The organism is Kineosphaera limosa NBRC 100340, assembly GCF_000298215.1.
Lineage (GTDB): Bacteria > Actinomycetota > Actinomycetes > Actinomycetales > Dermatophilaceae > Kineosphaera > Kineosphaera limosa.
The window spans coordinates 60,024-74,021 of sequence record NZ_BAHD01000024.1 but is presented as its reverse complement, the minus strand read 5'-3'; the positions used below and the strand labels follow the sequence as shown (position 1 = coordinate 74,021).

The window sequence follows — 13,998 nt, the reverse complement described above, 5'->3', positions numbered from 1 at the left end:
GGGACGAGCGGATCAGGAGATTTCGGGCGCACGTCCGCGCCGACGCCTGACCCAGTACGCGGCCGGGGGCGGTTGAGCGTGCAAGATCCCGGCCGGTCGGCTGGAACAGATTCTCGGCACCCTGCCCGGCAGCCGATCCGGCGAACACGACTGTCTCCTCGTCGGATTGGAGTCCGGGGACGACGCTGCGGCGGTGCGCCTGAACGTCGGTGACGGCCAGACGGCGCTCATCTCGACGGCCGACTTCTTCACCCCGGTCGTCGACGACCCCTACGACTGGGGCCGCATCGCCGCGGCCAACGCCCTCTCGGATGTATACGCCATGGGCGGCCGCCCAGTGCTCGCCCTCAACCTCGTCGCCTGGCCGCTGGCCGACCCCGACGACCCCGAGGGCCTGCCCGACGAGCTGCTCGCGCAGGTGCTGCTCGGCGGCGCGGCCATCGGCGCGCAGGCTGGCTGCCCGGTGGCCGGGGGCCACTCGATCACGGGCCCGGAGCCGGTGTACGGGCTGGCCGTCAGCGGTGTCGCCGACGTCGACCGCCTGCTGCGCAACGACGCCGCGCAGCCGGGGCTGCCGATCAGCCTGTCCAAACCCATCGGCTCCGGTGTGTTGGGTAACCGACACAAGGCGACCGGGGAGGTCTTCGAGCAGGCGATCGAGGTGATGACCCAGCTCAACGCCGACGCGTCGGCGGCGGCGCTCGCGGCGGGGATTCGCGCGGCCACCGATGTCACCGGCTTCGGGCTGCTGGGGCACCTGTGGAAGATGCTGCGGGCCTCCGGCGTCGGCGCCGTACTGGATGCCGACGCGGTGCCCCTTATCGAGGGCGCCGCAGAGTCGCTGGCCGCCGGCTACGTGCCGGGCGGCAGCCGCCGCAACCTCGACTGGGTGCGACCCCACCTGAGCGTGGGCCCAGGCGTCGACGAGAACACCCTCGCGCTGCTCGCTGACGCCCAGACCAGCGGCGGCCTGCTCGTCGTCGGTGAGATCCCCGGCTCACCCGTCATCGGGCACACCGTGGCGGGGGAGTCGATGATCGACATCCGCTGAGCAACCTATGAGGGGCGCCTTGTCGACCGCGCCGCGCTCTGGCCAGGCAGGATGGGGTGATGACTGCGCGCGTCCTGCTGCTGACCCTGGGCGGCACCATCGCCTCCGTGCCCTCGGACGCCGGGTCCGGCGGCGGCGCGGTGCCAAGCTTGACCGGCGCGGACCTCGTCGCTGCGGTCCCGGAGCTGTCGCAGGTCGCCGACCTCGACGTGCGCTCCCTGCTGCAGAAGCCGTCGTGCGACCTGACACCCGACGACCTGCGCCAGGTGGCCGCGACCATCGCGCAGGCCGCCGAGCCGTCGCAGGGCCCTGAGTTCGACGGCGCGACCTGCGACGGCGTCGTCGTCGTGCAGGGCACGGACACCATCGAGGAGAGCGCCTACCTACTCGACCTGCTCGCCGACCGCCCGATTGCGGTCGTGGTCACCGGGGCGATGCGCACCCCGTCGAGCCCTGGTGCCGACGGCCCCGCCAACCTGTTGTCGGCGGTGCGGGTCGCCGCCGACCCGGCCGCGCGCGGTCTCGGGGTGCTCGTGGTGCTCGCCGACGAGATCCACGCTGCCGCCCACGTGGCCAAGTCGCACTCAAGCGCCCCGCACGCCTTCACCTCGCCGGGCGTGGGACCGATCGGCCGGGTCGTCGAGGGCCGGGTGCGGATCTGGGCGTACCCGGTGCGTTCCGATCCGCCGATCCCGGTGCCCGCGGATGCGGTGTGGCCATCCGTGCCGATCCTGCGGGTGGCCCAGGGCACGGCGGCGGCGGAGGTCGAGGCGCTGGCCACCATTGCCGACGGCCTGGTCGTCGAGGGGGTCGGCGGCGGGCATGTGCCCTCCCCGCTCGTGCCGATGCTGGCGGCGATCGCCGCGACCAAGCCGGTCGTGCTCGCCTCCCGGACCGGGGCCGGCGGCACGCTGGAGGCGACGTACGGCTATCCGGGCTCCGAACTCGACCTGCTGGGCCGCGCTCTGATCAGCGCCGGCCCACGCAATGCTCTCCAGGCGCGCCTGTGGCTGGCCGCCCACCTGGCCGCCGGGGCCGACCTGCCGAGCTGACCACTCGAACTGACCAGCCGGTCTGCTCATGCCTCTGGCCGGACCATGCCGCCAGGCATGGCCACGCTTCAGGCGTCGGCCGGTCGCTTGGGCGGCTTGGTGATCAGTGGCAGGATCGCGGCGGCCACGCCGATGATGCCGACGGTCGTGAACGCCAAGGTGTAGTTGGCGTCCGCGCCGATGAGCCACGTCGACAGCAGCGGCCCGGCGACGCCGCCGAGGCTCCACGCGATGAGCATGAGGCCGTAGATCGAGCCGGCGTTGGCGACTCCGAAAAAAGCCCCGGCGGTCGAGGGCATCGCCCCGAACGCACCGCCATAGCAGGTGTAGATGATCGCGGCGAGCAGCACGAACAGCCAGCCGGCGCTCGCGTGCGGGATGGCGATGAGGCAGAGGCCCTGGATGGTCAGGATGCCGACGAACGCGGGCATCTTGCCGATCCGGTCCGAGATCCACGCCCACAGGATGCGGCCCGCGCCGTTGAACAGACCGAGAACTCCGACGAGGGTAGCGGCGCCCGCGGCGGTGAAGCCCGCGATCGCGGCGGCTGAGCCCGCGGCCGCCGACACCAACGAGATGCCGGTCATCACCGACAAGGTGAGGATCGCTGTGAGCAGATACCACTGCGGCGTCGCCAGCGCCTCGGCCTGGGTGAAGTCGCGGCGCGACGATGCCTGGCCCGCCTCTGCGGAAGGCTCGGACGCATCGTGTGCTGCGGCCACCGAGTAGCCCGACGGCGGGTTCTTGAAGGCGGCGGCGCCGAGCACTCCGACCACCAGGTAGGCCAGACCCAGCGGCAGAAAGGCCGCGGCAGGAGTCTGCGGGTTGTTGCCGATGAGCACCTGGGCCATCGGCGAGGTGATGACCGCGCCGAGGCCGAAGCCACCGATGGCCAGGCCCGTGATGAGCGCAGGCTTGTCGGGAAACCACTTCTGCAGCAAAGCGATCGGCACGATGTACGCCAGCCCGAGACCGAACCCGGAGAGCACTCCGTAGCCGACAAGCAGAAGCCACAGTTGCCCGGGCTCGCGCGCGAACGAGCTGAGGATGATGCCGAGGGCGTAGATGACGACGCCGGCCAGCGCCACGACGCGGGGGCCGCGGGCGTCCTGGATGCGGCCGCCGATGAAGGTGCCGACGAAGATCATGCCGATGGCGATCTGGAACGGCAGGCTCGCCTGCAGAGCGCTCAGGTGCAGCGTCGACTCATCGGACTTGAACGCCGCGGCGAATGTGCTCCAGGCGTAGACGCCGCCGAGGGCGACCTGCACGAGGATGCCGCCGACGAGCATGAGGCGACGGTCGGGAACACGTCGGCCCCGGCCGGCGCCGTCAACGCCCTGCTGCGCCGCCCCGGCCGTATTGGAATCGCGCGTCATCGTGGGCTCCGAGTTGCTCCTGCTGCTTGTGCTGCTCGTGGGCGAGAGCGGCCTGCTTCTCGGCAAGCCGCTGGCGCTGGGGGATGACCGTGTACTTGGGGTCCTTGGCCGAGGCGATGCCGCCGTAGAAGACCCCGAACCGGGTCAGGGCGGAGCCGACGTTGAGGGCGACCCCCGCCAGCGCGGCCAGCGGTCGGCGGCGGCCGGCGACGACGGTCAGCGCGGCCCCCGCGACGGTCAGTGCCTTGGCGGCGGTCAGCAGCTTTCCGGGCCGACCCTCGTGCAGTGGTTCGGCGAGCATGCCCATCCGGCGCTCCATGATCTGGTGGGCGCTCAACTCCAGCACGGAGCCGACGACAGCGGCGGTGCGGGCCGGCGCGGTCTGATCCGGGTGGGTCGTGATCATCGCGGCGCCGCCCGCCGAGGCCAGGGCCGAACCGACGAAGACGAACGGCAGCTCGCGGTAGGCGGCGTGCCAGGTCGGGGTGGCGGTGTCGGCCAACAGCACCGCCGTGTAGGCGGCCAGCGGCGGGGCGAACATCGCGGCGCCGATGGAGGTCAGCCGGTCGCCGATCGGCCACAGCTGACGCCCCGGAACGTCGGGCGGCAACACCTCGTGCATGACCTCGCTGAAGGCCGCGATGCCGGTGAACGTGCCGAAACCCGCGAGGATCCACGAGCCCACCGACATCGGCGACGTGAGCTTGACCGTCCGCATCATGTTGAGAAAGCGGCTCGGCTTGCCCAGGTCGGAGACGAGCGCCGCGGTACTGCCGCCGAGTGCCCCGAGCGCGATGAGTCGGGCGTTGCGCTGCAGCTCGCGGCGCCCCGTCATCTCCGCACCGGAGGCGACCAGCGCGGACCCCGCCGCCAGGCCGCCGAGGTACAGGTAGGCCGGGATCTCCCACGACCACGGCGCCGGCTTGACGATGGGCCGCCCGTAGTACGAGGAGAACTGCGCCTGCGGCACCATGACGTCGTCGCGCTGCCGCTTGCGCCGGCGACCGCCCCTGCGCCCGTCGCGCCCAGTGCCAGCAGGCCCCTCGCCGACCGGGTCGTCGGCCGGTCCGCGCAATTGCACCTGACCCACGCGCGGAGTGAACGTGACCGCCTCGCCGTAGGCCGTGGTCGAAGCCTGCGAGTTGCCGGTGGTCATCCGCGCCTCCATCCTTGTGCTGCGGCGGTCGCTGCGGCCGTGGCGAACGAGACGATGCCGACCCCGAGCATGGTCAGGCCCGCGTAGCCCGCCTTGCGGAAGATGTCGGGCAGGTCGTGCGTCGTGACGACCGGGTCCGGCGGCAGGCCGTACACCTCGGGTTCGTCGAGCAGCAGGAAGACCGAACCGGTGCCGCCGACCCCATCGTGCTCGTCGTGGCCGTACAGCCGCGCCTCGGTGAAGCCCTTGGCGTGCAGCGTCTCGACGCGCTCCTGAGCCCGCGCCCGCATCTCGTCGAGGTCGCCGAACTGAATGGAGGTCGTGGGGCAGGTTTTTGCGCACGCCGGCTGCTCACCGACGCCGATCCGGTCGTAACACAGCGTGCATTTCTGGGCGATGCCCTCGTTGAGTACCGCGGTGCCGCCGCCCTTGCCGTGCTTGTCACCATGCTTACCGCCGTGCTTGCCACCCGGCCGGTCGCGCCGCTCGATGACGCCGAAGGGGCAGGCGGCCACGCAGTAGCCGCAGCCGTTGCAGATGTCGTCCTGCACGACGACCGTGCCGAACTCCGTGCGGAACAGCGACCCCGTCGGGCACACGTCGAGGCACCCGGCGTGCGTGCAGTGCTTGCACACATCGGAGGCGATGAGCCAGCGGAAGTCCGGGATCGTCCCGGCCGCCTGCGCCGCCAACGCGGCCTCACGAGCCGCCTCCAGTTGCTGCTCGCTGACTCCTGGACCGACCGCCGCGCCGCCCGACCCGGCCGACCCATCGGTCTCCGGGACGCGGGTGCCGGGGCCGCCGAGCGGAAGGCCGGTCGGCGCAGCGCCGGAGACGTCGACGGCCGTGGCCCGCCGCAGCGGCGCCGGGTGCGCGTCTGCGGGTGGCCCGACGGACGGCATCCCCAACTCGACGAGCTTTCGTCCGGATTCGCGCGCGGCGGCGATCCGGTCGGAGGTCTGCTCGATGAACGCGACGTGCCGCCACGTGCTGGCGCCCAACGAACCGGTGTTGTCGTAGCTGGAACCCAACATGCGAAAGCCGTCGTCGGGTACGTGGTTCCACTCCTTGCACGCCACCTCGCAGGCCTTGCAGCCGATGCAGATCGAGGTGTCGGTGAAGAAGCCCTTGCGCGGCGGCGGATCGGGCCAGTTCGCGTCGCGCGACGGGTCGGTAGGACCCGACAACTGGGTCTGCCAGAAGGTCACGAGCCCTCACCGTCCTGTGTTGACTTCTCCCGCGACAACACGACGTCCTGTGGGCGCGGATCACCCTGCGGGTGCGCATCGGCGCTGCGGAGCCGGTTGCCGGTCGCCGTGGTGAGCCCCGCCAGCGACTGGTACTCCTGCACGAGCCGCAGCAGCGCCTCACCCTGGGGGCGCCGCCCGGCACGGATGTCGCACGAGGCGACCTTGCTCTCCTGAATGTGCACATTGGGGTCGAGAGTCACCCCGAGCAGGTCGTTCGCCGCGTCGCCGGAGACGCACGGATCGCCGCCGCCGACGCCCCAGTGATAGGGCAGCCCGACCTGGTGCACGGTGCGACCGTTGATGACCAGCGGCGTCATCCGGTCGGTGACCAGCACTCGGGCCTCGATCGCCGAGCGCGCAGAGATGATCGTCGCCCAGCCACCGTTCTCCAAGCCCCGCTCGGCCGCCAACGCCGGTGAGACCTCGCAGAAGAACTCCGGCTGCAGCTCCGACAGGTACGGCAGCCACCGGCTCATCCCGCCGGCCGTGTGGTGCTCGGTGAGGCGGTAGGTCGTGAAGACGTACGGGTAGATCTGCGCTCCGGCCTCCCCGGCCGAGGGCGCCGAGAGGTTGTCCTTGCGGGGGTAGACGTGCCGCGTGGGGCTGCGCTGCTGGTCGTACAGCGCGTTGGACACCGGCGACTCCTGCGCCTCGTAGTGCGTCGGCATCGGGCCGTCGATCATGCCCTTGGGGGTGAACAGCCACCCCTTGCCGTCGGCCTGCATGATGAACGGGTCGTCGCCCGCCAGGCCGTCGGGGCCGCCGACACCGGGCTCCGGGCGGTAGTGCGGCGACTTGGCGACGGGGAAGTCGGGCACGTCGTGACCGACCCACTTGCTCGCCTCCTCGTCCCACCACACGTAGGCCTTGCGCTCGCTCCACGGCACCCCGTTGGGGTCGGCCGAGGCCCGGTTGTACAGGATGCGCCGGTTGAGCGGCCACACCCAACCCCATTCGGGCGCAACCCAACTCTGGTCGCGACCGGGCGTGCGGCGGGCGGACATGTTGACGCCACCGGCAAAGACGCCGGAGTAGATCCAGCAGCCGCCGCTGGTCGACCCGTCGGCCTTCATCTGCATGAAGCTGTCCAGCGGTGTGCCGGCCTGCTCCCCGCTCAGGTGGAAGCCGTTCACCTCGGCGAGCACCGCCTCCGGGTCGGGGTCGCCGTGCTCGTCGGTGGGGTAGTCCCACGTGAGGTCGAGCAGCGGCCGGTCGCGCGGGTCGTCGGAGCCGGCGAGCTTGGCCCGGATGGCCCGGCCCAGGTCGTGGAAGAACTGCAGCTCGCTGCGGGCGTCGCCCGGCGGCTGCACCGCCTGGTGGCGCCACTGCAGCATCCGCTGGGTCTGGGTGAACGTGCCCGCCTTCTCCACGTGGGTCGCGGCCGGCAGGAAGAACACCTCCGTGCCGATCTCCTGCGTGACCATCTCGCCCGTGGCGATCTCGGGGCCGTCCTTCCAGAACGTGGCCGACTCGATGAGCTGCAGGTCGCGCACGACGAGCCACTTCAGGTGACTCATCCCCATCCGCTGCATCCGCCCGTGGCTGGAGCCGACCGCGGGGTTCTGGCCGAGCAGGAAGTAGCCCTCGACCGTGTCCGCGAGCATGCCCATGACCGTGGCGTAGGTGTTGTGCGAGCCGTTGACCCGCGGCAGGTAGTCGAACGCGAAGTCGTTCTCGGGTTGGGCCGCCTCGCCCCACCAGGCCTTGAGCAGGCTCACGGTGTACGCGTCGGCGTTGGCCCAGAACCCCTTCTGGCTCTTGGGGGCGATGGCCTCGATGTAGGACCGCAGGTCGTTGGTCTTCTCGGCGTTGGGCATCGGCAGGTAGCCGGGCAGCAGGTTGAACAGCGTCGGGATGTCGGTGCTGCCCTGGATGCTGGCGTGCCCGCGCAGCGCCATGATGCCCGCGCCGGGACGTCCGACGTTGCCCATCAGCAACTGCAGGATGCAGGAGGTGCGGATGAACTGGGCACCGAGGGTGTGCTGGGTCCACCCGACGGCGTACGCGAAACACGTCGTGCGCTCGCGGCCGCTGTTGGCGACGAGCGAATCGGCGACGTACTGGAAGTCCGCCAGGCTGATGCCACACATCTGTGTGACGAGTTCGGGGGTGTAGCGGGCGAAGTGCCGTCGCAGCACCTGCAGCACGCACCGCGGGTCCTGCATCGTCTCGTCGCGCTCGCCGTCGGCGTCGTACTGCCAGCTCGTCGGGTCGTACGCGCCGGTGGTCGGGTCGTAGCCGGAGAAGACGCCGTCGAGGTCTTCGGTGTCGAGGAATTGGTCGGAGACGAGCTTCGTGGCGTTGGTGTACGCCCGCACGTACTCGTGGAAGTACAGCTCGTTGGTCAACACGTGGTTGATGAGCGCGCCGAGGAAGACGATGTCGGAGCCGACCCGGATGGGGATGTGCCGGTCAGCGACCGCCGACGTGCGCGTGAACCGCGGATCGATGTGGATGATCCGGGCCCCGCGCGCCTTGGCCTCGGTGACCCACTGGTAGGCGACCGGATGGCATTCGGCCATGTTCGATCCCTGAATGATGATGCAGTCGCTGTTCGCCATGTCTTGCACGAACTGCGTGGCACCGCCACGCCCGAACGAGGACCCCAAACTGGGGACCGTGGCGCTGTGTCAAATACGCGCCTGGTTCTCGATCTGCACTGCTCCCAAGCTGGTGAACAGCTTCTTGATGAGGTAGTTCTCCTCGTTGTCCAGCGTCGCGCCGCCGAGGGAGGCGATGCCCATGGTGCGGCTCAGCTTGCGGCCCGCCTCGTCGGTGTCCTGCCAGGTGCGGCGCCGGGTCTCGATCATCCGGTCGGCGATCATGTCGACGGCTGTGTCGACATCCAGGTCGCTCCAGTCTGTGGCGTAGGGGGCCCGGTAGCGCACCTTTGTGACGCGGGTGGGGGAGTTGACGAGCTGCTCGCTGGCCGCGCCCTTGGGGCACAGCCGACCGCGCGAGACGGGGGAGTCGGGGTCGCCCTCGATGGCGATGACCCGGTTGTTCTTCGCGTAGACCTTCTGCCCGCAGCCGACCGCGCAATAGGGGCAGACGGACTGGGCGACCGTGTCGGCGTCTTGCGTGCGCGGGTGCTTGGCGCGCGTCTTGGCCGAGGTGACCGCCGGGCCGCGCCCGAGAAAGTCGCCCGTGCGCACCTGGCGCAGCACCGGCCACTCGAGGAAGGTCTTCGCTATCGACATGACGCCTCCAGCTCATCGAACCGTCGTTGGGGCTCACCGTAACTCAGGTGGTAAGCGGCACGCGCCCCGAAGACGGGCGCTTTCGTGGCGCTGGCCCCAGGATTTGGTGGGCCCGGCTAGCGTGGAGGGTAACCCCCACTCACACCCCTTGAGGAGGTCCTTCGTGCTTACCGAGCCGGTCCGCATTTTCCCCCGCGTGCTGTTCGACGAATCGCACAGCAACGCGTGGTCGTTGGATGAGGAGGTCGCCGCGCGCATCAACCCCGCGCAGCCGGCGGACGCCTCCTACAGTGCTGCCGCGGCGGCGCTGCGAACGCGCGGATTCGAGGTCGTCGCCCACACGGCGGGCGAGTTCGACGCCGGCTCCTTCGACGGGGACGTGCTGGTCATTGCGCACCCGGCGGCCGCGGAGGCCGAGCGGGCCTCCGGCTCCGGGTCACCGGTGTTCGGGCCCGCCGAGCTGGATGCCGTGGAGGCGTTCGTGCGCGGCGGCGGTGGGCTCGTCGTGCTCGCCGAGTGCGATCAGGACAAGTACGGCACGAACCTCAACGAGCTGCTGGAACGCTTCGGGCTGCGTGTCGCCTCGCTGACCTGCCACGACGGCACGAGCCGGCACAACCGCGTCTCCGCGTGGGTGCTCGCCGACTTCTCCGCCGACGCCGAGCCCGGGCAGGGTCTGCTCGCCGGGGTCGCACAGGCATGCTTCTACCGCGCCGGGGCACTGGAGGTCGATGGCGCCGCCGACGTGCGGGTGCTCGGTCGCACCAGCCCGGCCGCCTACCCGCCCGCCGCGCCGCTCGCCGTGGCCGCGAACGTCGACTCCGGGCGGGTCGTCGTGTTCACCGACTCCGACCTCTTCGGCGACGACTCGATCGACGAGCTGGACCACCGCGCCCTCTGGGTCAACGCCGTGACCTGGGCCGCCGGCGCCGGCGGCGGGCAGGAAGCGCCGGTGCCGGGCGCCGACTTCGCCGCCGACCCGCGGTGGCTCGACCTCAAGGCTGCCGTCGAGGAGCTGCGGCCGCTGCAGGTCAAGGACGGCTCGATCCCCGACGCCGCCCAGCACGACGCCGCCCGCGCCCTCGTCGAGCGGATCGTCGCCGGGATCGCCGCGCTGGCACCGGAGTTCGCGCACGACGCCGAGTATCTGGCGGCGGTGCAGGTCGACTTCCGGCGCTGGGTCGACGCCGGCTTCGGGGTGCCGGACTTTCTCGACAGCCTCGTCGCGTTCCGCCCCGAGCGGCACCGCCGCGACGGGCTGGTGCACCTCGTCGTCTTCCCGATGTACACCCAGAACGGCAACCCGAATCGCAACGTCGAGGCGGTGCTCTGTTCGGTGCTGTGGCCCGACTGGCTGGCCGACGTCGAAGCGGACTTCGACAATCCGGCGTTCCTGTCGATCAACTTCATCGACTTCACCTCCGGCTACGACACCAACTCGGCGGTGCTCTTCCCCGAGACCGTCGCCGTGCGAGAGGTGCCGCAGTTCACGTGGGGCGCGATCTTCTCCGATCGGGAGGCGGCGCGCTTCCGGGCCGTCACCGACGCGGCCGCGCGGCTGCTGAAGCTGGATCTGCCGCCGGACGCCGAGCGGCTGGTGGGTAGCCAGCAGTTGGCGCAGTCGGTCTTCGCGATGTGGGACCTCATCCACGACCGCACGCACAGCCACGGTGACCTGCCGTTCGACCCGTTCATGATCAAGCAGCGGATGCCGTTCTGGATGTACGCCCTCGAGGAGCTGCGCTGCGACCTCAACACGTTCCGGCAGGCCGTGGTGCTGGAGACGCGCGGGCAGCCGTTCGCGCGCGGGGTGCAGCAGGGCATCGTGTTCGACCGCATCTTCCGCTTCACGATCACTGGCGACCGGGTGCGCAACTACGACGGGCTCGGCGGGCAGTTGCTGTTCGCGTACCTGCACAAGCACGACGCGCTGCGGTGGACCGACAACCGGCTGACGTTCGACTGGCGGCGGGTGCCGGAGGTCGTGGTGGCGTTGTGCGACGAGGTGGAGACGCTGTACCGCGACGGCATCGACCGCTCGAAGGTGGGCCACTGGATCGCGGCGTACGAGTTCGTCACCAGCTATGTCGCGCCGCATCCGCGGTCGGTGTGGGCCAAGGGTCCGGATGCGCTGCCGCTGGAGGGCCCGCCGAAGGGCCTGGTCGACCTGGTGCAGCCGGACGAGTTTCCGCTCAACGTGTTCTTCGAGGCGCTGCGCACCAAGCTTGCCCCGGTCATCGCCGGGACGCGCGGGATCACCGGGGCGCCGCGGGCGGAGGCGCTCGCTGCCGTGCCAGTGTGATGGCCGTGCCGGTGTGAGCCGTCCCCACTCGTCGATGAGAAACGGAGTTCTCCTGTGTCCGACCTGACCCAGATTCGCTCGACCGGGGTGCCGCACGCCGCGAGCCCGACGTGGATGGTGCGCAGGCACGATCCGGACTTTCGCGGGTTTCTCAGCGACAACGCGGCGGGGGTGCACCCGCAGGTGCTGGAGGCGCTGATCGTCGCCAACGGCGGGCATCAGACGGCGTACGGTGCCGACGCCTACACGACGGCGTTGCAGGAGGCGGTGCGCTTCCATTTCGGTGAGCGGGCGCAGGCGTACCCCGTGTTCAATGGCACCGGCGCGAACGTCGTTTGTCTCGACCTGTTGGTACAACGGTGGGATGCGGTGGTGTGTGCGCGCAGTGCGCACATCAACATCGACGAGTGCGGGGCGCCGGAGAAGCTGGCGGGCATCAAGCTCCTGCCGGTGGACACGCCGGACGGCAAGCTGACGCCGGAGCTCGTGGACACCGTGGCCTGGGGTTACGGCGATGAGCACCATGCGCAGGCGAGCGTGCTGTCGGTGACACAGAGCACGGAGTTGGGCTCGGTGTACACGGTCGACGAGCTGGCCGCTCTTGTGTCGCATGCGCATGACAAGGGCCTGCGGGTGCACCTGGATGGTGCGCGCTTGGCGAATGCGGCGGTGGCGCTCGGGGTGCCGTTGCGGGCGATCACGACGGATGTCGGGGTCGACGTGGTGTCGTTCGGCGGCACGAAGAACGGCTGCCTGGGCGCGGAGATGGTACTGGTGCTGAATCCGGAGGCGGTGAGCCGGCCGCTGTTCGTGCGCAAGCTGGATGGACAGTTGGCGAGCAAGATGCGGTTCACGTCGGCGCAGCTGTTGGCGTTGTTCGACGACGACTTGTGGCGCACGAACGCAGCGCACGCCAACCTCATGGCGGCGGCGCTGGCCGACGCGGTCCGGACGATCGACGGCGTGCAGCTGACCCGCGAGCCGCAGGCCAATGCGGTGTTCGCGATCATCCCGCCGGACGTCACGCCGCGCCTGCAGGCCCGCTACCCGTTCCACATCTGGGACGAGGCGACCGGCGAGGTGCGCTGGATGTGCTCCTTCGACACCACGCTCGAGGACATCCACGCCTTCGCCGCCGCCCTCCGCGAGGAGCTGGCCCGCACCTGACCCTCGCTTGCCGCCACAGGACCGGCGGTCACTCGTGCCGACGCCCGACGGACCGGTGAATACGGATCCGAATCCACCGCATCCCCAGCCAGGCGATGAGCACGACCAGCGGGGTCGCGGCAGCCATGAGCCAGATCTTCTCGATGCCCAGCGCCTCGGTCAGCGGAGCGAACAGGTAGCCCAGCAGGCCGAGCGCGTAGTAGCTGATGGCGACGACGGACAGGCCCTCGACGGTGTGCTGCAGCCGCAGCTGGGTCTCGGCGCGGGCGTCCATGCCGGTCAGCAGCGCCTGGTTCTGGGCGCGGCGGCTGACGTCGACCTTCGTGCGCAGCAGCTCGGCGGCGCGGCCGGAGCGTTCGAGCAGCCGCCCGAGCCGCCGCTCGGTCGAGGCCACCGTGCGGATCGCGGGTCGGTACCGGCGCGACAGGAACTCCCGAAAGTCCAGGCGCGCGTGAAAGCGGTCGTCACCCAGGGCGGCCAGCCGGTCCTCCACGATGGCGTTGTAGGCGGCCGTCGCCCCGAAACGGAAGTCCGACGCCGTCGCCAGGGACTCGAGCTCGGCGGTCACGGTGAGCAATTCGTGCAACACCTCCTCCGCCGGGCGGTTGCTGTTGTCCAGGTCATCGACCAACTCCAAGAGCCGCGGGTCGAGGCGATTGAGCCGCGCGCTGAGCTCCTGGCTGCGAATCAGGCCGATCATGGCCAGCGAGCGATAGGTCTCCAGGTCGAGAACGTGCTGGATGGTGCGCCCGACGCGGCCGGGGCTCTCGGTGGGGGTGACATAGAGGATGAACCGGGTGAAGCCGTGCGTGTCCTCGCGGAAGTCACCGGCGAGGATGCCCTCTCCGTCGAGCACCGGCATCACGCAGATGCTGCGCGAGTCGAGCAGTTGCGGGAGCCCGGCGATGCAGGCTTCGCGGTCGGCCGGCATCGCGCGTACCTCGACGACCACGGCGGCGATCCGGTCCGCGGCATCGGCGCTCTCCCACTCCGGTGGAAAGACGTCATCGGGGTCGGCCGTGAACGGTGGGCTCTCCGCCTGCGTCTGGACGGCCGTGTAGCCGGCGTACTCGGTGTGGTTGTGCCAAGTGATCGTGTAGCCGCCTCGGTCGAACACGGCCTGCCGCCGTTGTGCCGCCGGGATGGCTGAGAGGCCCGACGTGGGGCCGGGGTCCGAGCTCAACTCCGGGTCGGGGGTCGCCTGCAACGGGGTGGAGTCCTCGGTCGACACCGCGGCCACGGGGGCGGGATTTCGGTCCGGCGAACCCTGAAGGGCGATCAATTGACGCAGGTCGGCGTTTCGGTCGCGACCGGCGGCGTTGGCGGGCTGCTTCAGCGCGAGGTGAATGACGCGCACGGGCGCCTGCACGCGCGGGGCGGTGCGGGCGTGCAACTCCTCCAGCAGCCATTGCCGCTTGGGGTGATCCAGGTTCGCGTTCAC

General features: G+C 70.5%; 9 protein-coding genes. 4 read left to right on the top strand and 5 right to left on the bottom strand.

Annotated features, from left to right (window positions below):
• The first annotated feature begins 19 nt into the window (after nt 1-19).
• The gene (gene selD, locus KILIM_RS08165) at nt 20-1,051 is read left to right on the top strand and encodes a selenide, water dikinase SelD (RefSeq protein ID WP_373280989.1); all 1,032 of its coding nucleotides are present in this window, start codon (nt 20-22) and stop codon (nt 1,049-1,051) included.
• Nucleotides 1,052-1,110: 59 nt separating this feature from the next.
• Nucleotides 1,111-2,103 (top strand): asparaginase, encoded by a 993-nt coding sequence (locus KILIM_RS08160; RefSeq protein ID WP_006592183.1) that lies wholly within the window; start codon nt 1,111-1,113, stop codon nt 2,101-2,103.
• Between the two features lie 68 nt (nt 2,104-2,171).
• Here the strand turns inward: KILIM_RS08160 and KILIM_RS08155 are convergent, their stop codons facing one another.
• From KILIM_RS08155 to fdnG, 4 genes are read right to left on the bottom strand one after another with little or no spacing between them, the layout of a single operon-like run.
• Nucleotides 2,172-3,482 (bottom strand): L-lactate MFS transporter, encoded by a 1,311-nt coding sequence (locus tag KILIM_RS08155; RefSeq protein WP_157551587.1) that lies wholly within the window; start codon nt 3,480-3,482, stop codon nt 2,172-2,174.
• Nucleotides 3,436-4,638 (bottom strand): NrfD/PsrC family molybdoenzyme membrane anchor subunit, encoded by a 1,203-nt coding sequence (gene nrfD, locus KILIM_RS08150; RefSeq protein WP_217997075.1) that lies wholly within the window; start codon nt 4,636-4,638, stop codon nt 3,436-3,438. Before nrfD ends, KILIM_RS08155 begins: the two co-directional genes overlap by 47 nt.
• Entirely contained in the window at nt 4,635-5,846 is a 1,212-nt protein-coding gene (locus KILIM_RS08145; RefSeq protein ID WP_006592180.1) for a 4Fe-4S dicluster domain-containing protein, read from the bottom strand. The genes nrfD and KILIM_RS08145 overlap by 4 nt, the downstream gene beginning before the upstream one ends.
• Nucleotides 5,843-9,088: a formate dehydrogenase-N subunit alpha gene (gene fdnG / locus KILIM_RS08140; RefSeq protein ID WP_006592179.1), complete on the bottom strand. Its 3,246-nt coding sequence runs from the start codon at nt 9,086-9,088 to the stop codon at nt 5,843-5,845. The genes KILIM_RS08145 and fdnG overlap by 4 nt, the downstream gene beginning before the upstream one ends.
• Before the next feature lie 163 nt (nt 9,089-9,251).
• On the opposite strand from fdnG, the gene KILIM_RS25350 reads away from it, so the two are divergent.
• Both KILIM_RS25350 and KILIM_RS08125 read left to right on the top strand, forming a co-directional pair.
• The gene (locus tag KILIM_RS25350) at nt 9,252-11,390 is read left to right on the top strand and encodes a DUF6421 family protein (RefSeq protein ID WP_006592178.1); all 2,139 of its coding nucleotides are present in this window, start codon (nt 9,252-9,254) and stop codon (nt 11,388-11,390) included.
• A 114-nt stretch (nt 11,391-11,504) separates the two neighbouring features.
• Nucleotides 11,505-12,557 (top strand): threonine aldolase family protein, encoded by a 1,053-nt coding sequence (locus tag KILIM_RS08125; protein WP_051988701.1) that lies wholly within the window; start codon nt 11,505-11,507, stop codon nt 12,555-12,557.
• Between the two features lie 28 nt (nt 12,558-12,585).
• Here the strand turns inward: KILIM_RS08125 and KILIM_RS08120 are convergent, their stop codons facing one another.
• Nucleotides 12,586-13,998, bottom strand: a complete 1,413-nt coding sequence (locus tag KILIM_RS08120; RefSeq protein ID WP_040562657.1) for a DUF3422 family protein — start codon at nt 13,996-13,998, stop codon at nt 12,586-12,588.